This window comes from Bradyrhizobium sp. USDA 3315, assembly GCF_054056795.1.
Genome location: NZ_JBSRYP010000001.1, coordinates 5,531,329 through 5,555,541, shown reverse-complemented (window position 1 = coordinate 5,555,541; position 24,213 = coordinate 5,531,329). Strand labels below are relative to the sequence as shown.

The window sequence follows — 24,213 nt, the reverse complement described above, 5'->3', positions numbered from 1 at the left end:
TCCTTGATGGATCGCTGAAGGCGGACGACGCGAGGGACGGGCTTGCAGGCGGGTGCGGCGTTACCGCGCATGACGCAGGCGATCGGGTCAAGCGATGCTCCCCAACGCCGGCATCAATAGTCGGATGGTCTCCCTTCGGCGGCCCATGTAAGATCGAAGTGTAAGATCGAAGCGAAGATAAAGAGCGCGCCAAAGCGCCCGTATCTGGAGGGAACAGGGTGGCTAATAGTCTCGAGGTGCGCGGAGTCTCATTGCGCTTTGGCGGCGTCCGCGCGCTGACCGAAGTGAGCTTCGGCGTCAACGAGGGCGAGCTGTTTTCCATCATCGGCCCGAACGGCGCCGGCAAGACCTCGATCGTCAACTGCATCTCCGGCCGCTACCGGCCGACTGAAGGCCAGCTGTTCTATCGCGGCCAGGACATCACCGGCCTCAACCCGAACGCGCGGCCCCGGCTCGGCATCGGCCGGACCTTCCAGAATCTCGCGCTGTTCCACCACATGAGCGTGCTCGACAACATCATGGTCGGCCGCCATCACCTCCTGAAGAACAACTTCATCACGGGATCGCTGTACTGGCTGACCGGCGCGCGCCGCGAGGAGCTGGAGCACCGCCGCAAGGTCGAGGAGATCATCGACTTCCTCGATCTGCAATCGGTGCGCAAGGCGACCGCCGGCACCCTGCCCTATGGCCTGCGCAAGCGCGTCGAGCTCGCCCGCGCGATGGCGCTCGAGCCGCAACTGATCCTGCTCGACGAGCCGATGGCCGGCATGAACTTCGAAGAGAAGGAAGACATGGCGCGCTACATCGTCGACCTCAACGAAGAGTTCGGCATGACGGTGATGATGATCGAGCACGACATGGGCGTCGTGATGGACATCTCCCACCGCGTCATGGTGCTCGACTTCGGCCGCAAGATCGCCGAGGGCGATCCGGCCACCGTGCTCGCCGATCCCCATGTCAAGCGCGCCTATCTCGGCGAGGAAGACGAAGTGCTGGTCGATCCCGACGACAAGCCCGCGGTGCGGGAGAGCGCCGCATGATGGACTATGCCGGTCGCGCCGCGCAGGCCGACACCTTTCCCAAGATGCTGCGCCTGAACGCGAGGGAGCACGGCCAAGAGATCGCGCTGCGCGAGAAGGATTTCGGGCTGTGGCGCGAATTCACCTGGAACGACTACCAGACCCGCACCCATGATTTCGCGCTCGGCATGGTCGAGCTCGGCCTTGGCCGCGGTGACGTGATCGGCATCATCGGCGACAACCGGCCGGACTGGGTCGCCGCCGAGATCGCGGCCCACGCGATCGGCGCGATGAGCCTCGGCCTTTACCGCGACGTGCTGGACGAGGAAGCCGCCTATCTCCTGACCTATGGCGAGGCCAAGCTGGTCTTCGCCGAGGACGAGGAACAGGTCGACAAGCTGCTCGGCCTCGCCGATCGAGTGCCGCATCTCAAGCACATCGTCTATTCCGACCCGCGCGGCATGCGCAAATACGACGATCCGCGATTGATGGAGGCGAGCAAGCTCGTTGCGCTGGGCCGCGATCGCGCCGCGCGCGAGCCTGGACTGTACGAGCGGCTGGTCGACGCCACCGACGGCGAGGACGTCGCGATCCTCTGCACCACCTCGGGCACGACGGCCAACCCGAAGCTTGCGATGCTCTCGGCCGGGCGCGTGCTGCGGCACTGCGCGACCTATCTCGCCTTCGATCCGAAGGGACCGGACGACGAATATGTCTCGGTGCTGCCGCTGCCCTGGATCATGGAACAGATATACGCGCTGGGCAAAGGGCTGCTCTCCCGGATGAAGGTCAACTTCGTCGAAGAGCCCGACACCATGATGCACGACTTCCGCGAGATCGCGCCGACCTTCGTGCTGTTCGCGCCACGGGTCTGGGAATCGATCGCGGCCGACGTCCGCGCCGGGGTGATGGACGCCTCGCCGTTCAAGCAGCGGCTCTATGACCTCGGCATGAAGACCGGGCTGGCGGCGCTTGCCGAGGGCAAGCATTCTGTTTTCGCCGACCAGCTCTTGTTCCGCGCGCTGCGCGACCGGCTCGGCTTCACGCGGCTGCGCTCGGCGGCGACCGGCGGCGCGGCGCTGGGGCCGGATACCTTCAAGTTCTTCCAGGCCATGGGCGTGCCGCTGCGCACGCTGTACGGCCAGACCGAGCTGCTCGGCGCCTACACGCTGCATCCCGAAGGCAAGGTCGATCCCGACACCACCGGCGTGCCGATGGCCGACGACATCGAGATCCGCATCGACAATGCCGACGTCAACGGCGTCGGCGAGATCGTGGTGCGGCATCCCAACATGTTCCACGGCTATTACAAGAACCCCGAAGCCTCGGTCGCCGACATCAAGGACGGCTGGATGCATTCGGGCGATGCCGGCTACTACAACGACAACCGGCAGCTCGTCGTGATCGACCGCATCAAGGATCTCGCCGAGACCTCGCGCGGCGAGCGCTTCTCTCCGCAATATATCGAGAACAAGCTGAAGTTCTCGCCCTATGTCGCCGAAGCGGTCGTACTCGGCGCCGGCCGCGACGCGCTCGCCGCGATGATCTGCATCCGCTACTCGATCATCTCGAAATGGGCGGAGAAGAGCCGGATCTCGTTCACGACCTACACCGACCTGTCTTCGCGGCCCGAGGTCTATGCGCTGCTCAAGAAAGAGGTCGAGACGGTCAACGCCACCCTGCCGCCGGCGCAACGCATCTCGCGCTTCCTGCTGCTCTACAAGGAGCTCGATGCCGATGACGGCGAGCTGACCCGGACCCGAAAAGTCCGCCGCGGCGTGATCAACGAGAAATACGCCGACATCATCGATGCGATCTACCGTGGCAAGGCCAGCATCCCCGTCGACACCGTGATCCGCTTCCAGGACGGCTCGACGCAGCGCGTCCGCACCACGCTCGAGGTCGTCGACCTCGGCCGCGCCGTGATCGCGGAGGCCGCGGAATGACACCGTCGATGACCGCTTGCTCGATCGTCATGCGCGGGCTTGACCCGCGCATCCATCCCCTTCGCAAGGACAGCTTTCTTGCGCGATGGATCGCCGGGTCAAGCCCGGCGATGACGAACCACAAACTCGGCGACACCCCATGAACACCCAGTTCCTGATCCAGCTGATCGTCAACGGCCTCGTGGTCGGCACGCTTTACGGCGTGGTCGCGATGTCGTTCGTGCTGATCTACAAGGCGACGCAGGTCGTGAACTTCGCGCAGGGCGAATTGCTGCTGGTCGGCGCCTGGGTGTGCTGGGCGCTGCTGACGAAGTATCAGGTGCCGTTCTGGGTCGGCATGCCGATCACGCTGGTCTTCATGTTCATCTTCGGCATCGCGATCCAGGTCGTGATCCTGCGTCCGATGATCGGCGAGCCCATCATCTCCGTGATCATGGTGACGATCGGCCTGTCGACGGTGTTCCAAGCCGCGCTGAAGTGGATCTTCGGCGTCAACCCGCAGCCGTTCCCGCGCGTGTTCCAGAGCCAGTCGGTCAGCCTGTTCGGGCTGCAGATCCAGACCGTCTATGTCATGAGTCTAGTGGTCTCGCTCGCCATGATGGTCGGCATGGCCTGGTTCTTCCGCGCCTCCAAATACGGCCTTGCGATGCGCGCCACCGCCTTCAACCAGCAGGTCGCGCAGTCGCTCGGCATTTCCGTCAAGAACGTGTTCGCGATGGCGTGGGCGATCTCGGCCACCGTCTCGGCGGTCGCCGGTGTCGTGGTCGCCGTGGTCAACGGCGTGTCGTCCGGCCTCTCCGCCTACGGCATCAAGGTGTTTCCGGCCGCGATCCTCGGCGGGCTCGACTCGGTCGGCGGCGCCGTGCTCGGCGGCATCATCATCGGGCTGTTGGAAAATGTCGCCCAGTATGTCGACAGCCAGTACCTGCACTGGGGCAATCTCTACGAGATCGCGCCGTTCTACGTCCTGATCATCATCCTGATGATCAAGCCGTACGGTCTGTTCGGCACCAAGGATATTGAGCGGGTCTGATCAATGGCGACAAGCACACTCATCCCCTCGGGCGATTTCCGCACCAGCTATGCGGCCGACACCACGGTCTTCCCGACCGCAACCAGCCGCAATTTCGCGATCCTCGGCATCGTGCTCGCCTGCTTCGCGCCGATGCTGCTGTCCAACTACCTGCTCTCGATCGCGATCCAGATCGGCATCTTCGCGATCGCGGCCCTCGGCCTCAACGTCCTGGTCGGCTTCACCGGCCAGATCTCGATCGGCCACGCCGCGTTCTTCCTATTCGGCGCGTTCACCTCGGCCTACATCTCCAACAACGCGCCGATCCCGGTGTTCTTCGCCATCCCCCTCGCCGGCGTCGTCACGGCACTGGTCGGCCTGATCTTCGGCGTGCCGGCGGCGCGGCTGAAGGGACTCTATCTCGTAATCGCGACGCTCGCCGCGCAGTACATCCTGCTCGACTTCTTCTCGCGCGCCGAATGGTTCTCCGGCGGCTCGGTGCCGGCCAGCGCCAATCCGTTCTCGATTTTCGGCTACACCCTGCGCGGCGACCGGCAGTATTTCTACGTCGTGCTCGCCTACATGGTGATCAGCTACCTGCTGGTCACCAACCTGATGCGCACCCGCGACGGCCGCGCGCTGGTCGCGATCCGCGATCACTATCTCTCCGCCGAGATCATGGGCATCAACCTCACCAAGTACCGGACGCTGTCGTTCGGGCTTGCCGCCTTCTTTGCCGGCATCGCCGGCGCGCTCTACGCGCACTATCAGCTCGTGGTCTCGCAGGAAGGTTTTGGCATAGAGCGCTCGGTGCTGTTCCTCGCCATGGTCATCATCGGCGGCACCGGCTCGGTGATGGGCACGCTGATGGGCACGGCCTTCGTGGTGCTGCTGCCGGAATCGATGGAATGGCTGAGCGCCTGGCTGAAGGGCGGCGCCATCGACAAGGCGCTGCAGCTCAACAACAACATCACCTTCCTGCGCGAGATCGCGATCGGCCTGATCATCATCGGCTTCTTGATGTTCGAGCCGGACGGCCTCGCGCATCGCTGGAGGCAGATCAAGGCTTACTGGAAGCTCTACCCGTTCTCGCATTGACGCAAGGCACGGAACGCAACTCAAAATTCGGTTCAACGAATAGGCAGGAGGAAAGAAAAAATGACGATTAGATCCCTTTTGAGCTCGGTCTCCGTTGCGCTGCTGATCAGCAGCGCGGCCGCCACCGCGCAGGCGCAGATCGCCATCGGCCATCTGCAGGACCTCTCGGGCGGCACGTCCGACGTCGGCACCCCCTATGGCCAGGGCGTCGCCGACACCTTCGCCTGGGTCAACAAGAATGGCGGCGTCGGCGGCAAGCAGCTCAATGTCGACAGCAACGACTATGGCTACCAGGTGCCGCGCGCCATCGCGCTGTACAAGAAATGGTCGGCGCCCGACGGCAAGGTCGCGGCGATCATGGGCTGGGGCACGGCGGATACCGAAGCCCTCACCGGCTTCCTGGCGCAGGACAAGATCCCGGACATCTCCGGCTCCTACGCCGCCGCGCTGACCGATCCGGAAGGCACCAGCGGCAAGGCCAAGCCCGCACCCTACAATTTCTTCTACGGCCCGAGCTATTCGGACTCGATGCGCGCGATGCTGACCTGGGCCGCGGAGGACTGGAAGGCCAAGGGCAAGCCCGGCAAGCCGAAATTCGTCCACATGGGCGCCAACCATCCGTACCCGAACGCGCCGAAGGCGGCCGGTGAAGCGCTGGCGACCGAGCTCGGATTCGAGGTGCTGCCGCCGCTGGTCTTCGCGCTGTCCCCCGGCGACTACTCGGCGCAGTGTCTCAGCCTGAAAAGCTCGGGCGCAAATTATGCCTATCTCGGCAACACGGCGGCCTCGAACATCTCGGTGCTGAAGGCCTGCAAGACCGCCGGCGTCGATGTCCAGTTCCTCGGCAATGTCTGGGGCATGGACGAGAACGCGGCGAAGACCGCCGGCGATGCAGCCGACGGCGTGATCTTCCCGCTCCGCACGGCGGTGAGCTGGGGCGGCAACGCGCCCGGCATGAAGACCGTGATGGAAATCTCCAAGATGTCCGACCCGTCCGGCAAGGTCTATCGGCCGGTGCACTACATCGCCGCGGTCTGCAGCGCGCTCTATCTGAAGGAGGCGCTCGACTGGGCCGCCAAGAACGGCGGCGCCACCGGCGAGAACGTCGCCAAGGGCTTCTACCAGAAGAAGGATTGGGTGCCGGCCGGCATGGACGGCGTCTGCAATCCGTCGACCTGGACCGAGAAGGATCACCGCCCGACCACGAAGGTCGACCTGTATCGCTCGAAGGTCTCGGGCGCGACCGACGGCGACATCAACGACCTGATGGGCAAGGGCACGATCAAGCTCGAGAAGGTGAAGACCGTCGACCTGCCGCGCAAGCCGGAATGGTTTGGGTGGTGAGGCGGCAGCCGATCACGTCCACACATCGTCATGCGCGGGCTCGACCCGCGCATCCATCAAGCGAAGACGTATTCCGATCGATGGATTGCCGGATCAAAGGCGAGCGGAAGCGACGCCGTCCTTCGGACGGCTATGCCCGGCAATGATGTCGAAGGGTAACACAGGCCATGAACGAAACCCTCGAAGCCACCCGCCCGGGACCGACGGCAGTCCCGCCGCCGCCGCTACTCAGCGTCAACAACATCGAGGTCGTCTATGACGACGTCATCCTGGTGCTGCGCGGCCTCAGCCTCGAGGTGCCGAAGGGCGCGATCGTGGCGCTGCTCGGCGCCAACGGCGCCGGCAAGTCGACCACGCTGAAGGCGATCTCCGGCCTGCTCAAGACCGAGGACGGCGAGGTCACTCGCGGCGAGATCCTATTCGAGGGCCAGCGCATCAACGGCATCGATCCGGACAAGATCGTCCGCCGCGGCATCTTCCAGGTGATGGAAGGCCGCCGCATCGTCGCCGATATGACGTCGCTGGAGAACCTGCGGCTCGGCGCCTTCACCCGGCGCGACGGCGAGGTTTCCGATGACATCGACATGGTGTTCAAATATTTCCCGCGCCTGAAGGAGCGCACCGGCCTCGCCGGCTATCTCTCCGGCGGCGAGCAGCAGATGCTCGCAATCGGCCGCGCGCTGATGGCGCGCCCGAAGATGATCCTGATGGACGAGCCGTCGATGGGGCTGTCGCCTCTGCTCGTCAAGGAAGTGTTCGCGATCATCAAGGAGATCAACCGCGATCTCGGCGTCACGATCCTCCTGGTCGAGCAGAATGCGCGCGCAGCGCTCTCGGTCGCGAGCCACGGCTACATCATGGAACAGGGCAAGGTCGTGCTCGACGGCTCCGCCGACGAGCTGCGCGACAACGAGGACGTCAAGGAATTCTACCTCGGCGGCGCCGGCGACCAGCGCAAGAGCTTCAAGAACCTGAAGAGCTTCAAGCGGCGCAAGCGCTGGCTGTGAGGATATCGAGCGTTTTCGGGCGGGGTTGCGTGTGCAGAAAACGCGTCAGACCAGGAAGGCGGTTCTATCCGAGCACCAGCTCGGCTTCAGTGACCGCGCAGAGCACATGATAGAACGACGACGCCGGGATCGTGTCGACCAGCGAATTGCCGTCGCGGTCGAACTGATCGTACCAGCCGCCGGCCACGGCATGGCCGAGATAGTGCCGCTCGAGCAGCACCAGCGCCGCACGCGCCTCGTCCGCCGCGCCGGCTTCGCCCGACTCGGCTTGCGCGATCCAGGCCTTCGCCAGCTCGCTCTGCGGCCACAGCCGCCGTGTGTGGCGGCGGATGTTGCCCTCGGCGTCGCCCTCGTCGACCAGGCAGCCGGTGGCCGCGTCGCGATAGCGCAGCGCCGACGCCAGCAGCTCGCCGCGCGGGCGCCCGGTCGGGCAGCCGGTGATCCGCTCGAATCCCTTCAGCAGCCAGACCCATTCCGCGAGGTGCCCGGGCTCGACGCTAACCGGCGGGATCTTCGACCAGTCTTCCTCGAAATATTCGCCGAGGGTGCGCGTCTGCTTGTCGTAGAGGTTGGCGAGGAACAGCGCGAAGAAATCGCCGGCGCGGTTCTGGAACGACAAATCGTGGGTCGCGTCGAAGCAGGCGATCATCGCCTCGAACAGATGCATCTGCGGGTTCTGCCGGCGCGGCATCGAGGGCGGCAGGCCCTCGTGGAAGCCGCCATGGGGCGAGCGCAGCTGGGTATCGAGGAACGACAGCAGCGCGTCGATCTCGGCGCGGATCTGGGCGTCCTGGTCGAGGCCGTAGACGGTCGCGAGCGCAAGCAGCACGAAGGCATGGCCGTAGGTGTCGCGCAGCGCATCGTGCACGCCGCCCTCGGCCGTCAGACTGTAGACGAAGCCGGGCCGGCCGTCCGGCGCCTTGGCCTTGGCCAGCAGGTAGTCCAGCCCCTTCAGCGCGACCGCGCGTCCTTCCGGATACCAGCCCAGCTGGGCCGCCTTGGCGTAGCAATAGATCTGGCGGGCCTGCACCATGATCCGGCGCGGGGCCGCGCGGTCGGCTGTCCCGTCCTGGTGGAGCCGGTCGACAAAGCCGCCGGCGGTGCTGTCCCAGCCTGCGGTCGACCACAACGGCAGGGCCTGGTCGACGACGCGGCGCTTCAGCCTCGCGACGACGTCGGCGGCCCCGTCCGCCGCAACGCTTTCTGCCTCAGCCATCGTGCTCCCTGGAACCGTCCCAATGTCAGCGGTCACCGTCTGATAGCACGGGCGGACCGGCACGCAACCAGTGCACATCCTCCCAAGGACCTGCCATGACCGACCATTACGACGCCCTTGAAACGCGCGATCCGGCCGAGCGCGAGGCCGCGTTGTTCGCCCGGCTGCCCGAGGTGCTGCGCAAGGCGATGGCGGCGCCGGCCTATGCCAACCTGTTGAGGGGCACCGACCCCGCCTCCATCACCAGCCGGGAGGCGCTGGCCGGGCTGCCGGTGCTGCGCAAATCGGAACTGCCGGCCCTGCACAAGGCCGCCCCGCCGTTCGGCGGCTTCGTGGCCGACACGCCTGGCTCGTTCGCTCGGCTGTTCACCTCGCCCGGACCGATCTTCGAGCCCGAGGGCCGTCAGGCGGACCCCTGGCGCGGCGCCCGGGCGCTGTTTGCGGCGGGCTTTCGCGAGGGGGATGTGGTGCTGAACACCTTCAGCTATCACCTCACCCCCGGCGGCTTCATCTTCGACGCCTCGGCGCGGGCGCTCGGCTGCGCGGTGATCCCGGCAGGCCCCGGCAATACCGAGCAGCAATTCGAGCTGATCGAGGCCTATCGCCCGATCGGCTATAGCGGCACCCCGGACTTCCTGAAGATCCTGCTCGACGCCGCCGCTACCGCCGGCCGCGATGTGTCCTCGATCAAGCGCGCGCTGGTCTCAGGCGCGGCATTTCCGAAATCATTGCAGGAGGAGATGAAGTCGCGCGGCGTCGAGGCTTACCAGGCCTTCGGTACTGCCGATCTCGGCTTGATCGCGTTCGAGACGGCGGCGCGCGAGGGAATGACGGTCAACGAGGACCTGATCCTGGAGATCGTCAAGCCCGGCACCGGCGATCCGGTTGCGCCGGGGGACGTCGGCGAGATCGTGGTGACCTCGCTCGATCCGCACCATCCCTGGATTCGCCTCGCGCTCGGCGATCTGACCGCCGCCCTGACCGGCCCAAGCCGCTGCGGACGCACCAACATGCGAATCAAGGGCTGGATGGGCCGCGCCGACCAGACCACCAAGGTGAAAGGGATGTTCGTGCGACCCGACCAGATCGCGGAGATCGGCAAGCGCCATCCCGAGCTCGGACGGCTGCGCCTTGTCGTCACGCGCGCCGGCGAGGCCGACGCCATGACGCTGAGGGCCGAATGCGCCTTGGCGGCGGATGCCCTGCAGAGCGACGTCGCGGCAACGCTGCGTGCCGTGACAAAGCTCGGCGGCACCGTCGAGCTGGTCGGCACCGGCTCGCTGCCAAACGACGGCAAGGTGATTGCAGACGAGCGCTAGGCCTTGAGATCACCGGCGTTTGATCTGATCAGTCCGCATTTGTCGCGCGCGGCGTTGTGAACTATTGAGCTAGCTCGTGCCCCGTGGAGATGGACGGATCATCACCTCATGAGCAGCGCTTCCGGAGATCAGCCGCGAAAGCCGGCCGTCTTCTTCGATCGGGACGGCGTCCTGAACCAGGACATCGGTTACCTGTTTGAAAGCCACAGGCTGGTCTGGATCGACGGCGCGCGCGAGGCGGTCAAGGCGGTCAACGACATGGGGTATTTTGCGTTCGTCGTAACCAACCAGTCAGGCGTCGCAAGGGGTCTCTACGAGGAGACACATGTCCAGGAGCTTCACGACTGGATGGCCGATGAGCTTCGCAGGATCGGCGCGCATATCGACGCCTTTGAATACTGCCCGTTCCATCCTGAAGGGACGGTTGAACGATATCGGCAGGTCAGCCACCGGCGCAAACCGTCGCCGGGCATGATCAATGATCTGCTGGAACGCTTTCCGGTCGACGTCGAACGCAGCTTCCTGGTCGGCGATCAGCCGACGGATCTCGAGGCGGCACGAGCGGCCGGGCTGAAGAGCTACCTGTTCTCAGGCTCCAATCTGGAAAAGTTCCTGAGGCCTCTGCTGCTCGGGAGCTGAAGACCACAGCGTCAAGCGCAAGGCCGCGCGATCGCGGTCAGAACTTCCGGATCAGCTCAATCACCTCGTCCTGCTGCCGGCGCGTGATCTCGGCGAACATCGGCAGCGAGAGAATCCGGCCCTGATCGCGATGCGCGTTGGGAAACTGCTCCGGGCGGTGATCGAACCGTGCATAGGCCGGCAGGAACGGCAGCGCGGTGGGATAGTTGATGGCGGTCTGCACGCCGTTGGCGTTGAGATGGGCGGCGAGCGCGTCGCGGCGCGGATGCCTGATCGTGTAGAGGTGATAGACGTGGCTGCGTGCCGGAGCGACCTCGGGCACCACGACATCCTCGATCTGGTTGAGGCCTGCATCATAGACCTCGGCCGCGGCCTGCCGGGCCTCGGTCCAAGCGACAAGATGCGGAAGCTTGGCGGAGAGGATTGCCGCCTGCATGCCGTCGAGCCGGCTGTTGATGCCTTCGATGTGGTGCTGGTGCTTCACCAGTCCACCATGGCGCGCCAGCATGGCCATCTGCTTGGCGAGCGCAGCGTCGTTGGTGACGACCGCGCCGGCATCGCCCATCGCGCCGAGATTCTTACCGGGATAGAATGAATAGGTCGCGGCCGCGCCGAAGGTGCCGACCATGCGGCCCTTGTAGCGCGCGAGATGGGCCTGGGCGCAATCCTCGATCACCCATAGCTTGTGCTTCTGCGCGATCGCCATGATCGCGTCCATATCCGCGGGCTGGCCATAGAGATGCACCGGGATGATGCCGACCGTGCGCGGCGTGATCGCGGCCTCGATGACCGCCGGATCGATCGTGAACGTCGCCTCGTCGGTGTCGCAGAAGACGACGGCGGCACCGGAGTGGGTGATCATCGCAGCGGTCGAGATCCAGGAATGCGCCGTCGTGATCACCTCGTCGCCCGGCTTCACCTTCAGCGCGCGCATGGCGAGGTAAAGCGCGTCGGTGCCGTTGGCGCAGGACACGCAATGAGCGACCTCGGCCGCCTCCGCAAATTCGCGCTCGAAGGCGTCGACATAGCTGCCACGAATGAAGGCATTGTCGCGGATCACGCCGGCGATCGCAGCGTCGATCTCGCCCTTGATGGACTGGTATTGCAGTTGCAGGTCGGCATACGGCACCGCCATCGATATTCCCCTATTGCCCTATTGGCTCGTCAGCAGCCGGCGCGCCGGATTGCCGGCATAGGTGCCAGGCGTCGTGATGTGCTTGGTCACCACCGATCCGGCGCCGATGACGACGTCGTCGACGATCCTGACCGGCATGATCGTCGCATTGGAGCCGATCGACACCCGGTTGCCGATCACCGTCTCGCGCCACAGCTCCTTGCGTCCACGTGCCGGGCCGCCGGTAGAGAACGTGTCGTTGACGAACATCACACCGTGCCCGATGAAACAATCCTCGCCGATGGTGACGAGCTCGCAGACGAAGGCATGCGACTGCACGCGGGTGCGCGCCCCGACGATCACGCCCTTCTGGATTTCGGTGAAGGGGCCAACGAAGCAGTCGTCGCCGAGCTTGCAGCCATAGAGGTTGCAGGGCTCGACGATCTTGACGCGTTCGCCGAACGCGACATCGCGCACGCTGGCCTGATGCACGTCCGGCCGGTTCACGAAGCGACGCCCAGCCGGCTCAGCCGTGGCGTGAAGCGCAGCGCGACTTCCTCGCCGGTCTCGATCGACTCGTAGAGGGCCGAGATCAGCTCCAGGCTCTTGCGGCCCTCGAGCCCGTCGACCAGCGCGGCGCGCTGGTTCTCGAGGCAATCGACCACATGGTGATAATAGGCCTGATGGCCGAAGCCGTAGACGTTGGGCGGGTTGACCGAGAACTTCTCCACGACGTCCTTGTCGGACGGCAGCTCGTCGACAAAGCGCCAGTGCCGGATCTGGTTGACCGCAAAGCCCGAAATCTCGACCGTGCCCTTTTCGCCCAGGATCGAGAGCGAGCCCTCGAGATCGGTCGGGCGCGCCGCGGTGGTCGCCTCGATGATCCCGAGCGCGCCATTGCGGAACTTCAGCGTTGCAACCGCCGTATCTTCGGTTTCGATGTTGGCCAGCGCCGTTGCCGCGCGCGCATGCACGCTCACGACGTCGCCGAAGAACCACTCTAGCATGTCGACATGGTGGCTCGCCTGATTGGTCAGCACGCCGCCGTCATAGGCCCAGGTGCCGCGCCAATCGTCCTGGTCGTAATAGGCCTGGTCGCGGCACCAGCGCACCCTGACCGTCCCCAGGATGAGCTTGCCGAAGCGGCCGGCGTCGAGCGCCTCGCGCGCCTTGACTACCGGCACGTTGAAGCGGTTCTGCTTGACGATGAACATCTTGACGCCGGCCTGGTCGCAGGCCCGGATCATGTCGTCGGCGTCCTGCAGACGCAGCGCCATCGGCTTCTCGACCACGACGTGCTTGCCGGCCCTCGCGCAGGCGATCACATGCGCGGGGTGCTGACCGCTCGGCGTCAGCACGGCGATGGCATCGATGTCCTTCCGCGCCAGGAATTCGTCCATGTCGTAATGGGCCGCAACGCCGAACTTCCCGGCAACCGCATCGGCGCGCGCGCGGATCGGATCGCAGACCGCGACCAGGCTCGCTCCTTCGATGTGATTGCCACCCAGGAGATCCGAGTGACGCTTGGCGATACGCCCGCACCCGAGCAGGCCAAATCTGATCATGCAACAGGCCCTGTCTTGTCTCGTGGCTGGCCAGTGCAACCAGCCGAAGAGCCGAGGGAACAAGCGGCCTTGCGAGCCGCACGGTAGCGTTCCATTACCCAGAAAACCCGGGATAAAGCAAGGCCATGCGCCGATCAGGTGGCGGACGGCACGCCGATTCCGCCATGTTCGTCGCCGGGCAGTGGGGAGCAAGCCCGATCCGCGCCGACGCCCGAATGTCGGCTCCCTGTCAAACCTTGTGGTACTCGCGGTACCACTTGATAAATCGCGCGATCCCATCCTCGATGCTGGTCGCAGGCCGAAATCCGATGTCCCGCGCCAGATCTTCAATGTCTGCATAGGTCGCCGGCACATCGCCGGGCTGCATCGGAAGCAGTTCCCTGATTGCTTTCCGGCCGAGCTCCTTCTCCAGCAGAGAGACGACGTGCAAGAGCTCCTCGGGGTTATTGTTGCCGATATTGTAGATCTTCCAGGGCGCCCTGCTGCTCGAAGGATCGGGCGCGGCTGTGGGGGGGATTGATTGCCCCTGAGGTGGCCGCGCCATGAGGCGGATGATCGCTTCGGCGATATCGTCAACAAAAGTGAAGTCACGGCGCATATCACCGTTGTTGAACAATTTGATCGGCGTTTCACTCAAAATCGCTTTCGCGAAAATGAACATGGCCATGTCCGGGCGGCCCCACGGACCATAGACCGTGAAGAACCGCAGGCCGGTAGCAGGGATGCCGTACAGATGGCTGTACGAGTGCGCCATCAACTCATTGGCCTTCTTTGACGCGGCGTACAGGCTGATCGGATGGTCGACATTGTCATGCACCGAGAAGGGCAGTTTTGTATTGCTGCCGTAGACCGATGACGATGATGCAAACAGCAAGTGTCCGCACCCGTTGTGGCGACATCCTTCAAGAATATTGATGAAGCCTTCCAGGTTTGCATCCACATAGGCATGTGGATGCTCCAGCGAGTAGCGCACGCCGGCTTGGGCGGCGAGATGGACAACGACAGGAAAACGATACGCGGCAAAGAGCGACTTGATACCCGCGCGATCAGTCAAATCGAGCTTCACAAAAGTGAAGTTCGGGTCGCGTTTCAGGATCTCGAGACGTGCTTCCTTCAGTTGAGGATCGTAATAGTCGTTGACGATGTCCAGGCCGACGACCTTGCGGCCCGCCGCCAAGAGGCGCTGGGCAACATGAAAGCCAATGAACCCGGCAGCTCCAGTGACCAGTGGTGTATCGTGCGACATCGCTTTCTCAGCCATTGTTCTATAGCCGCCAGAGCTCGATGCCGGCGGGAGCTACGCTACGGTCGAGCTTCGCTTTGACATCCAGAATGAGGCCCGTGCCGCCATCCAATAGGCGCTGAAAGAGCGGCCAGCCACCGGCGAGATAGCTATCATGCGCGACGGCCAGGATAACCGCATCCGCCGGGCGCAGGTCATCGAGATCAGTCAGCGTCTGCCCATATTCATGGCTTGCATCCTCCGCATTCGCGAGAGGATCGTGCACCTGAACGTGAATACCAAATGTCTCAAGCTCACGAATGATGTCGACCACACGGGAGTTGCGCGTATCCGGGACATTTTCCTTGAAGGTCAGGCCAAGTACCGTAACGGTGCTTTTGCCCCCCTTGCCCTTCCCGCGAAGCAGCATTCGAACACATTCACGCGCAATGCGCTGACCCATGCCGTCATTGATCCGGCGACCGGCCAGAATCACCTCCGGATGGTAGCCCGCTCGCTCGGCACGAAAAGTCAGATAGTAGGGGTCGACGCCGATGCAGTGGCCGCCAACGAGGCCGGGCTGAAACGGCAGAAAATTCCATTTTGTGCCCGCGGCCGCCAAAACGTCGCCAGTGTCGATATTCAGCACCTGAAAGATCAGCGATAGCTCGTTCATGAACGCGATGTTCAGATCGCGCTGCGTGTTCTCGATGACCTTGGCAGCCTCGGCCACCTTGATGGAAGGTGCGCGATGGATGCCGGCCGTCACGACGGACCCATAGACATTAGCAACGATGTCGAGCGTTTTCGGATCCTGAGCAGAGACGACCTTCATGATGGTCTCGAAACGGTGCAGTTTGTCACCGGGATTGATCCGCTCGGGAGAGTACCCGACCGTGAAGTCCACGCCCGGCTTCAAATGGGAGACCTCGGCCAGGATGGGGATACATTCCTCCTCGATCGCGCCCGGATAAACCGTCGATTCGTAGACGACGATGTCACCCTTCTTGAGCGCACCGCCGACCGTGCGCGATGCGGCAATCATTGCCCCCAAATCCGGCCGGTGCGCATCGTCGATTGGCGTCGGCACAGTGACGATGAAGAAATCCGAGTCCCGGATCGCCACCGAATCCACGGAGAACGTCAGCGACGGATGGCGAAGATCTTCGGCGTCGACTTCACGCGTACGGTCATATCCCTTGCTGAGCTCGGCAACACGGCTGCGGTCCACGTCAAAACCGACGACGGGTATTCTTTTGCGGGCGAAGGCAACCGCAACGGGAAGGCCGACATAGCCCAACCCAATAACTGCAATCTTTCGGAAATGTGACATAAAGGAAGTTCCGGCTCAGGCGTACCATCGAGGCCGGTTGTTTAGCCGCCATACAGCCGACGTCGCAAGAGCGAAAGTCCTTAAGATACCAAGGATTCTGCCGCAAAAAATGAGCGCTATTGCCAGGGCGACCTAAAGAGAATACGAAGGCGTATTAACCTCTTCGGCCCCTCTTGCGTCCTCTGAGACACCTGCGACACGGCCAAAATGCGTCGGCTCTGAGCTTCGTCGACCCAATACCGGCGTCGCCAACTTTGCCTTATCCGGTTCCCTCGGGATAACCTTCGCGGCTATTGGTTCGCGCCTGAGCCAGGTCATCAACCGTGGATGCCGTCTTATTGTCGTGGTTTAGATGCGATATGAGCTAATTCTGCTGGACGGGCAATCTCCTTGGCTCGGCCCCTGCCCGCTGACCGATTTGCAAGCCTTCCAGTAGGGCACGATGTGCGGAATCGCCGGATTTCTCGCGGACCCCAGCAGTCGGACATCGGTCGACCAGCTTAAATCCATCGCCGACGCCATGGACGTCAGCCTGGAACATCGCGGTCCCGACGACCACGGCATATGGGTCGATGCCGAAGCTGGTGTTGCCCTCGTTCACCGCCGCCTGTCGATCGTGGATCTTTCGCCCGCCGGACACCAGCCCATGCACTCGTCCGATGGCCGCTTCGTGATGGTCTACAATGGCGAGGTCTACAGCCACCTTCCAATCCGAGCCGAGATCGAAGCGACCGGCCACCGTTTTCGCGGACACTCGGACACCGAGGTCCTGCTCGAATCGTTCGCGCGATACGGAATCCGCGCCACGGCTGACCGACTGATCGGCATGTTTGCGATCGCGATCTGGGACAGGCAAGAGCGAACCCTGAAGCTCATTCGCGATCGACTCGGCATCAAACCGATCTATTGGGCCAAGATCGGCGGGCTGTTCATGTTCGGCTCGGAGCTCAAGGCGCTGCGCCGGCATCCGGGATGGACGCCGCGGATCGAACCGGCGGCGGTCGCCTCGTTCATGCGACACAACTATATTCCGGCTCCGCACACCATCTATCGGGATGTCTACAAACTCGAGCCGGGGACTATTCTGACCCTGGAATTCGGCCGCGAACTACAAATTGATAAGTTCTGGGATGCCCGGCAGGTGGCTCTCGACGGCCTGAGCAACCCGCTCTCCGGAGACGAGGCGTCGCTGGTCGAACAACTCGAGACGCTTCTTGTCGATGCCATCCGCAAGCGAACGATGGCGGACGTGCCGCTCGGCGCATTCCTTTCCGGCGGAATCGATTCATCGACCGTCGTCGCGTTGATGAAGGCCGCAAACGTCGGACCGGTAAAGACGTTCTCGATCGGCTTTGAGCAAAAGGCCTTTAACGAGGCACCTCACGCCGCTGCGATCGCCAAGCATCTCGGAACCGAGCACACCGAACTCATCGCAACCTCGCAGCAAGCGCTCGAGGTCGTACCGAAGCTTTCCGAAATCTTCGACGAGCCGTTCGCTGACTCGTCACAGATTCCGACCTACCTGGTTTCGGCGATGACACGCAAGCACGTCACCGTCGCACTTTCGGGCGATGGCGGCGACGAACTCTTCTCGGGCTACAATCGATATCAGCTGACCCGGCGTTCCTGGAGGATGCTTTCGCTGGTGCCGACCCCCGCGCGAAAGGCACTCGCAGCGGGCCTGACTTCGGTAAGCTCGGAGCGATGGAACGCGATTTTCGACTACCTTCCGGAGCACAGCTATCCACGACTGCCGGGCGACAAGATTCATAAATTCGCGAACGTGCTCGGGTTGAACGATGCCGATGAGCTGTACAGAAAGCTGATCAGCCATTGGGACCCGGATAGCATTGCGCCCGGCGTGGCGGAAGCCCGTGGGGTCTTGTGGGACAATTCCGTACGGACCGACTTTCCGAACTTGCTCGATCGAATGCAATTCCTCGACTCGGTGACCTATCTTCCCGACGATATCCTGACGAAGGTCGATCGTGCGAGCATGGCGGTCGCTCTTGAAGCGAGAGTGCCGCTGCTCGATCACCGCGTTGTCGAAATGGCCTGGCGGCTCCCGCACTCCGTCAAGATCCGGCGCGGCGTCAGCAAATGGCTGTTACGTCAGGTTCTGTACCGTCACGTCCCGAGAAATCTCGTCGAGCGTCCAAAGATGGGCTTTTCTGTTCCACTCGACGAATGGCTGCGCGGGCCGTTGCGGCAGTGGGCGGAAAATCTGCTTTCCGAGAAGCGGTTGCGGGAGACGGATTTCTTCGACGTCGCGCTCATTCGCCGGCACTGGACCGAGCATCTGTCGCGCAAGCGCAACTGGCAATACGCGCTCTGGGACGTCTTGATGTTCGAAGCCTGGCGTGAACGGTGGGGATAGATTACTTCGAAAGCCGGATGCTCGGGATATCATTCGGAATCTTGCCCTCCAGCAAGCCGCGATAAAGATCCTCATAGCGCGACACACAAGCATCCAGGCTGAAGGTCTTTTCAGCCCGGTCTGCCGCCTTCATGCCCATTCTGGCGCGCAATGCCCCGTCCGCGGAGAGAAGAAGTATTGCCTTGCTCATCGCTTTGGGATCACGCGGCGGCACGATGAACCCGGTTTCTCCGTTGATATTCGCCTCGGGATTTCCTCCCACGTCGGTTGCGATCACCGGAAGTCCGGCCGCCATGCTCTCGAGCACCGCGTTCGAGAACCCCTCCTCGTGCGAGGACAGAACACCGATGTCCGCGCCACACAGGAGATCAGGCACGTCGCTTCTTGAATCGAGAAAGAGCACGTTGTCGGCTATTTTGAGATTCGTCGCTTGCTCACGCAGCGCCCCGCCGATTCCGTCGTCGCGCCCCACCACTAAGAGCCTCCAGCCGGCGGGCAAATGAGGGCAAGCCATCGAAAAGGCCACGAGCAAATCCTGATGTCCTTTGTAAGGGATGAGGTTTGCCACCATAATGAAAACAAGCGCGTCTTGATCGATTTCGAGGGAGGCACGCACGCCCTGCCGCACCATCGAAGACTTTTGATACTTTGCGAAATCGATGCCGTTGTAGATCAGGCCGAGCCGATCTGCCTGGACGTTTTCGTCATCATGCAGTTGGCGCACCACGCTGTTTGAATTGCCGAGAATGGCCGTCATATGGGGATGCAGCCAGCCTTCGATCGCAGGACTAAAGCGAATGTTGCGCTGATAGTAATTGAGGCTTCGTCGGCTCATGATCCGAACGGGAACGCGAGCCAGAATCGACGCCGGAGCCCCCAGGATGTATGCCCCAGGCAAAAAGAAATGAGCGATTGCCGGACGAAATCGGCGCATGACCCGGCAAAGCCAGAGTACCGTCTCAGCGAGACGCACGAAGCTTCGTATCCGAGACGCGCCGCCGGAACGCCGCGCGACCGGACGGGCTATCACCTCGAAGCCGGCCGCCTCCAGACCGTCTGCGAGCTTGCCTCTTTCGGTCATGCAACAAACGACCGGCTTCCATCGGCCGCGATCAAGTCTCGGGATGATCTGTGCCAGATGCCGCTCGGCTCCCCCGACATCGAGGGAGCCGATCACGTATATGATCGGGAGTGGGCTCATTGTCTGAAAATCAATGACATCCTCGCCGCGACCGCGAACGCCTTGTCGCGATCCCATGCGGCAGAGCACGTAGCATCGTTCCTCTACGCATTCCGAACAAACAGGAATTCGGAATTTGCTTCGCCGGTTGCGATCTTCTCGAGCTTGAAGCCCATCTTCTCGACAAAATCGATGGCGTCCTTGTCGTAGACGAACTCCATGGGCCAGCCGCCGAGCCAATCGCGGATGTCGGTAAACTTGTTCATGCCGCGCATTTTCTTGTATTCCCGCACCCGCCGCAGGAACGCGGGCAAATTGCGCGGATCTCGGTACATCTCGAAACGCCAGACGTACCAACCGTCCATGAGCCTGCGCCGCAGCCAACCGGAAGCAACGTATCGGCGCTTCACATCAAGCCAGAACTCCGGAGTCGGGTCTTTCTGCACGTCGGCCGAGTAGAGTGCGATGTAGAACAGTCCTCCCGGCTTCACTCGGCTGGCTGCATTTTGAATCGCATGCCAGACCTCGCCCGTGTGATGCAGCACACCCCACGAATAGACCAGATCGTAGAGCGGCAATTTGGCGACGTAGGCATCGTCGAGAACCGACCCCTGCTCCGCGGTCCAATTGGCAGGGTTGCCAGCTTGCGACTGGACAAATTTGCTGGCCCGGACCGAATCCGGATCATAGTCGAAGCCGTCCACCCGGGCGGCGCCTGCATCCAGCATGGCAATCGAATGCAGCCCGCTGCCACAGCCAATATCGATAACCGTCAGGCCATTGAGATCGGAACGCCCCATGAACTGAAGGATATGACGCTTCGAAGTCTGAACCTTCTCCGCGTCGAAATTCTTCTGAATGAAGTCATGCCAATTCTTTCCGAACTCGAAGCGCTTCTCTTCTACCTGGTCCATCAAATTGTCCTCTGGAATCCGTTTAACCATACACCGCGAGCGTTTCATCGATCGCACGCTGAACCCCGAAGCGCTTGAACGCGAACTCAGGACCATCTTTCGCCGCGGCTTCTCGCCAGTGGCCGTCTCGCAAAAGGCGCACGATTTGGCAAGCACTCGATGCCGCGTCCCAGCCTTGGAGAACCCACCCTGACTTGCCGTGATTGACAGCCTCTGGCGCGCCGCCGGCGGGCGTCGTCACGGCGGGCACCCCCAGGAACTGCGCTTCGACCAAAACGTTCGGAAGCCCCTCCGCACGGGAGGTCAGAAGCATCAGGTCCATGCTGGCAATAGCGGCCATCGACTCCTTCAGATGGCCCGCGAAAAACACGGCTCCTGCCAAATCGTCAGCAGCCGCGCGAGCCTCCATGACCGCGCGCAAAGGTCCATCTCCAACGATCAGAAAACGCACATCAGGCAGTTCCCGGCGGATGAGCGCTGCGATCTCCAGCCACAGCATGGGGCACTTTTCCTCGGTGAAGCGCATCACGGTCCCCACAACCTGCGCGCCGGGTTCAATCCCGACGCGCTGTCGGAGCTTGGCGCAATCCGCCTTGTACCCCGCCAACTCGGACTCATCAAAGGCATAACCATTGCGGACAACGCCAATCGAGTCCTTGGCCAATCCAAGCCACGCCTCGTAAGCCCTCGCGCCGGCCGCACTGTTGTTGATCATCTTGACACCCGGCTGACGCGCGAGCCAGCGGTAGCTTTCACGCATGTATGGCTGATGAAAAACGAAATTGATCGGCGGCAAACTACGTTGCGAGATGATGATCTTTGGCACGCCGGTCAGCACCGCCGCGATACCCCCTTTGATGTTGACTTCGTCGAGCCACAGATGGGCAATCTCGGGGTTCTGCGCCGCCAATGTCTTGGCATAGAGGGCCACGTCGTCCCGCAGTTCCGGCGGCAAGGCATCGACGACGGCCCGCCGCGCCGGTTCGAGGTTGCTGTCCACCTCAGTGCCGATGACGCTGGCTGCAATATCCCTGGACTCAAGCTCCGGCAGAAAAAACCTGCTGACTGGGGAGGATAGATTGACGCATGCCACGCGGATGCTTGGCTTCCGGCCTTCGCGAAGCCCCCGCGCCGTGACAACCAATTGGCGCTCTGCACCGCCTGGGCCAAGCGTGCCGATCATCATCGTCACACCGTGCTGCTGCGCAATCGATCTCCTCGCGGCCGAGACACCTTGCCTCTCCAGCTGGATACCGAACTGCCTGAGCGCGCGACGATGTCGTCCATCAGGCATCGCCAGGACGAGCTTGAGAATTCCACGCTCGACCCGCTCCACCATGCTGAGTTCTGCCGGATCGCGCGCCAACAAGGGACGACAGCGAGCCATCTTCGACCAGGCGAACAAATACGCATCTTTGAACGTGACGGTTGGAGGTCGACGCGGCCGGTACCGCCGAATAAATGCAATCGTGCGGTGCGGCAGATTGCGACGGACCGCCACGGCGAATGCCCTCGCCACGAATTTTGGACCTATTGCAAACATGGAAGAAACGGTCCGCGCCGGCGGCCGCCATGCAGCATTGCCCTTCGATGTCGCTTGTTCCTCCTTGCCCACGTTCTTCGCCCCCTAGACAAATGGCCTGGCCGGCCCCCGTTCAAATCTTGCGGTCATGGGTTTGCTCGATCCTGCTAAATACGCACGATGGGTTCGGCACTACCTTCGGCCCGGTCGCCCGCTCACGATCGATAGATCCAGGACTGGAGCTTGGCTGCAAACCACCGCAGCGCCCAAGGTCGTTGCGGTCGATCTGCCTTCTCCACAACAGGATCAGCCGACGGACCAGCCTCAGCAACCTCGCTATCAACTGCCGAACCGACCGCAATTTCATCGCGGGCGGCCAGCATCCCGTCGGCCATGAGCTCAATATTAAAAGAAGTCTTGACCTGTCGCGGGGCCAGTTGCGCAGCTTTTTCTCTCCAGCGCAAGTTGCCTAGCAAGTCAACGATAGTATCAGCCATAACCCGCGCTGTCGCATCGGGCTTGAATATCTGCCCCGTCTTGCCATCCAGCACAGCCTCGGGAGCGCCTCCAGCGGAGGTCGTAGCGACGGGAACCCCAAGGGCCTGAGCTTCGAGAATGACGTTTGGAAGACCCTCGATACGAGACGCCAGAAAGAACAGGTCCATTGCTGCGATTGCCGCGGCCGGGCGCAGTTCCAGATCGGCAAATATCAATGCGCCGGTCAACCCAAGCTGCTCGGCGCGAGCGCGAACATCATCGAACCGCGCGCCATTGCCCACCAGCAGGAAGCGCACATTCGGCATCTTCTCACGTATCATCGCAGCGACATCGAGCCAGAGGAACGGACGTTTCTCCGTCATCATCCTGAAGACACCGCCAACAATCAGCATCTTCTCATCGATGCCCAACGCGGCTCGATATTGTTTTCTCAGGACCTTGGGTGCAGCATCATTGTCGAGGTCAATTCCGTTGTGCACGACCTTGATCGCTCCCTCTGGGAGCTCCAGCCACGCGGCATACGCGCGCGCACCAGCATGGCTGTTATTTAGCATCTGCAGGTTCGGTTGCTCTGCCAAGAACCGATAACAATCACGATGGTACCCGTGATAGTAAGGGAAATTGTAGGATGGCATATTGCGAAAGCAGAGCAATGTTCGGGGGATCTGCAGTACGGTCGCTGCAATGCCTCCTTTGATGCACACTTCGTCCATCCAGAGATACACCGTCTCGGGATTTACATCCGAGAGAACGTCGTAGTAGGCCCTTACGTCAGCGAGCTCCGGCGACAACACTTCAAATGGATCGGGATCCGCCGTCTTCCCGGATCCGGTCGGAGATTTGGCGGCAGAGAAGCCGTCGATGATTTTGACGCCCGCCTTCTGCAGCCTGGCTCTGAAGAAATTCTCCCGTTCCGTCGCCGGCGGATGGACGAGCGCCACAGTAACTGAATCAATCCCTCTCGATACGATCTGTTCGACCAAGGCGACCATTTGCCGTTCGGCGCCACCCGGGCCCAACGAACCAATGATCATCAGGATTCCACTGCGATGCGGCGACGCCTTTGCCGACGCGCTCGACATCGCCTGCGCAGCAAGGGCCTGAAAGGCCGTTAATTGCTCCTGATAGTCGGTCGCTCGCCCCTTCTGCCCAATGTACAGAAGTCGATTCCCCGCCCCAGCCTGAGTTGGCTTGTTCTGGCGCATGTTCTCAAGCCAATCCGGCAGAGGATCAACGAGCGGCTTTCCGCTCCAGAAGGCATCGTTCGGGACAAAGATGTTGTCGTCGAACCCCACCTGATGCGTCACCACCTCATCGAAGCCGAACCGGGAGAGAAGCGCTTTCAGTGACGATTGATCGAGTGAGCGAACGTGCTGCCAGCGATGGAACAGCAAATTGCTGACCGGGCAGTACGCCATGTCCAAATCGAGATCTTCGTTGTTGGGCGTCGTGATGACCAACACGCCCCCGGGCCGCACAAAGCGCGCCAGACGATCGAGCGTGACGTCCATGACCTCGTCCAGAACATGCTCGATGACCTCGGACATGATTACGACATCAAAGGTCTCCGTCGAGTCCTCGCCCACGACGCCCAGGAATCCATCGAAATTCTCCAGCGCACGCTGCAGATTTGCCGCGCGTCCTTTCGACGGCTCGTATCCCGCCACGGTCAGGCCCCGCTGGGCCATGAAGCGAAGAAGGTGGCCATCGCCGGCACCGAAATCGAGAATGCGTCCGTGCTTTGGAAGTATGTGATCGATAGCCGTAATGACACTACGGCCGCCAAGCTTCGCGAAACTGAGTTCGGTCAGCCGGGTTTGCCCCACATTGTCCCAGAACCGGTTGACCAGTTCGGGGGTCCACTTCAAACGTTCCGCAGCCATGTCAG

The 24,213-nt window shown here is 62.4% G+C and carries 20 protein-coding genes; 10 read left to right on the top strand and 10 right to left on the bottom strand.

Annotation, left to right across the window (positions count from 1 at the left end; all coding sequences use genetic code 11):
- Positions 1 to 218 precede the first annotated feature (218 nt).
- The 7 genes from ACVIYL_RS25775 to ACVIYL_RS25745 all read left to right on the top strand — a co-directional run bounded on the left by ACVIYL_RS25775 (position 219) and on the right by ACVIYL_RS25745 (position 7,426).
- Positions 219 to 1,040, top strand: a complete 822-nt coding sequence (locus tag ACVIYL_RS25775; protein WP_016847995.1) for an ABC transporter ATP-binding protein — start codon at positions 219 to 221, stop codon at positions 1,038 to 1,040.
- A complete protein-coding gene (locus ACVIYL_RS25770; protein ID WP_456780172.1) occupies positions 1,037 to 2,965 on the top strand; it encodes an AMP-binding protein in 1,929 nt (642 codons plus the stop codon). Before ACVIYL_RS25775 ends, ACVIYL_RS25770 begins: the two co-directional genes overlap by 4 nt.
- Entirely contained in the window at positions 2,962 to 3,108 is a 147-nt protein-coding gene (locus tag ACVIYL_RS25765; RefSeq protein ID WP_456780171.1) for a hypothetical protein, read from the top strand. The genes ACVIYL_RS25770 and ACVIYL_RS25765 overlap by 4 nt, the downstream gene beginning before the upstream one ends.
- Entirely contained in the window at positions 3,105 to 3,998 is an 894-nt protein-coding gene (locus ACVIYL_RS25760; protein WP_028343071.1) for a branched-chain amino acid ABC transporter permease, read from the top strand. Before ACVIYL_RS25765 ends, ACVIYL_RS25760 begins: the two co-directional genes overlap by 4 nt.
- Before the next feature lie 3 nt (positions 3,999 to 4,001).
- Positions 4,002 to 5,075 carry a branched-chain amino acid ABC transporter permease gene (locus ACVIYL_RS25755; RefSeq protein WP_456780170.1) on the top strand — a complete coding sequence of 358 codons (1,074 nt, stop codon included), beginning with the start codon at positions 4,002 to 4,004 and terminating at the stop codon, positions 5,073 to 5,075.
- A 60-nt stretch (positions 5,076 to 5,135) separates the two neighbouring features.
- Positions 5,136 to 6,419, top strand: coding sequence for an ABC transporter substrate-binding protein (locus ACVIYL_RS25750; RefSeq protein WP_411781785.1), 1,284 nt, complete (start codon positions 5,136 to 5,138; stop codon positions 6,417 to 6,419).
- Positions 6,420 to 6,586: 167 nt separating this feature from the next.
- Entirely contained in the window at positions 6,587 to 7,426 is an 840-nt protein-coding gene (locus ACVIYL_RS25745; protein WP_038380790.1) for an ABC transporter ATP-binding protein, read from the top strand.
- 64 nt (positions 7,427 to 7,490) lie between these two features.
- On the opposite strand, the gene ACVIYL_RS25740 is transcribed toward ACVIYL_RS25745, so the two are convergent.
- Positions 7,491 to 8,642 (bottom strand): AGE family epimerase/isomerase, encoded by a 1,152-nt coding sequence (locus tag ACVIYL_RS25740; protein WP_456780169.1) that lies wholly within the window; start codon positions 8,640 to 8,642, stop codon positions 7,491 to 7,493.
- Between the two features lie 95 nt (positions 8,643 to 8,737).
- On the opposite strand from ACVIYL_RS25740, the gene ACVIYL_RS25735 reads away from it, so the two are divergent.
- Both ACVIYL_RS25735 and ACVIYL_RS25730 read left to right on the top strand, forming a co-directional pair.
- Positions 8,738 to 9,961, top strand: coding sequence for a phenylacetate--CoA ligase family protein (locus ACVIYL_RS25735; RefSeq protein ID WP_456780168.1), 1,224 nt, complete (start codon positions 8,738 to 8,740; stop codon positions 9,959 to 9,961).
- A gap of 108 nt (positions 9,962 to 10,069) precedes the next feature.
- Positions 10,070 to 10,600 carry an HAD family hydrolase gene (locus tag ACVIYL_RS25730; RefSeq protein WP_028338346.1) on the top strand — a complete coding sequence of 177 codons (531 nt, stop codon included), beginning with the start codon at positions 10,070 to 10,072 and terminating at the stop codon, positions 10,598 to 10,600.
- Between the two features lie 37 nt (positions 10,601 to 10,637).
- Here ACVIYL_RS25730 and ACVIYL_RS25725 read toward each other — a convergent pair whose 3' ends face one another.
- From ACVIYL_RS25725 to ACVIYL_RS25705, 5 genes are all read right to left on the bottom strand, one after another.
- Entirely contained in the window at positions 10,638 to 11,735 is a 1,098-nt protein-coding gene (locus tag ACVIYL_RS25725; protein WP_456780167.1) for a DegT/DnrJ/EryC1/StrS family aminotransferase, read from the bottom strand.
- Between the two features lie 18 nt (positions 11,736 to 11,753).
- Positions 11,754 to 12,221, bottom strand: a complete 468-nt coding sequence (locus tag ACVIYL_RS25720) for an acyltransferase (RefSeq protein WP_253589801.1) — start codon at positions 12,219 to 12,221, stop codon at positions 11,754 to 11,756.
- Complete coding sequence (locus ACVIYL_RS25715; protein WP_229158739.1) at positions 12,218 to 13,279, bottom strand: Gfo/Idh/MocA family protein; 1,062 nt, start codon at positions 13,277 to 13,279, stop codon at positions 12,218 to 12,220. The genes ACVIYL_RS25720 and ACVIYL_RS25715 overlap by 4 nt, the downstream gene beginning before the upstream one ends.
- Positions 13,280 to 13,508: 229 nt before the next feature.
- Positions 13,509 to 14,525 (bottom strand): NAD-dependent epimerase, encoded by a 1,017-nt coding sequence (locus ACVIYL_RS25710; RefSeq protein ID WP_028338350.1) that lies wholly within the window; start codon positions 14,523 to 14,525, stop codon positions 13,509 to 13,511.
- A gap of 19 nt (positions 14,526 to 14,544) precedes the next feature.
- Positions 14,545 to 15,834, bottom strand: coding sequence for a nucleotide sugar dehydrogenase (locus tag ACVIYL_RS25705; RefSeq protein ID WP_456780166.1), 1,290 nt, complete (start codon positions 15,832 to 15,834; stop codon positions 14,545 to 14,547).
- Between the two features lie 442 nt (positions 15,835 to 16,276).
- On the opposite strand from ACVIYL_RS25705, the gene asnB reads away from it, so the two are divergent.
- A complete protein-coding gene (gene asnB / locus ACVIYL_RS25700; RefSeq protein WP_253589800.1) occupies positions 16,277 to 18,211 on the top strand; it encodes an asparagine synthase (glutamine-hydrolyzing) in 1,935 nt (644 codons plus the stop codon).
- 1 nt (position 18,212) lies between these two features.
- On the opposite strand, the gene ACVIYL_RS25695 is transcribed toward asnB, so the two are convergent.
- The 4 genes from ACVIYL_RS25695 to ACVIYL_RS25680 form a co-directional block, all read right to left on the bottom strand.
- Complete coding sequence (locus ACVIYL_RS25695; protein ID WP_253607799.1) at positions 18,213 to 19,388, bottom strand: glycosyltransferase; 1,176 nt, start codon at positions 19,386 to 19,388, stop codon at positions 18,213 to 18,215.
- 107 nt (positions 19,389 to 19,495) lie between these two features.
- Entirely contained in the window at positions 19,496 to 20,305 is an 810-nt protein-coding gene (locus ACVIYL_RS25690; RefSeq protein WP_016847978.1) for a class I SAM-dependent methyltransferase, read from the bottom strand.
- A gap of 22 nt (positions 20,306 to 20,327) precedes the next feature.
- Positions 20,328 to 21,920: a glycosyltransferase gene (locus ACVIYL_RS25685; RefSeq protein ID WP_456780165.1), complete on the bottom strand. Its 1,593-nt coding sequence runs from the start codon at positions 21,918 to 21,920 to the stop codon at positions 20,328 to 20,330.
- A gap of 122 nt (positions 21,921 to 22,042) precedes the next feature.
- Positions 22,043 to 24,208 (bottom strand): methyltransferase domain-containing protein, encoded by a 2,166-nt coding sequence (locus ACVIYL_RS25680; protein ID WP_456780164.1) that lies wholly within the window; start codon positions 24,206 to 24,208, stop codon positions 22,043 to 22,045.
- Between the last annotated feature and the right edge of the window lie 5 nt (positions 24,209 to 24,213).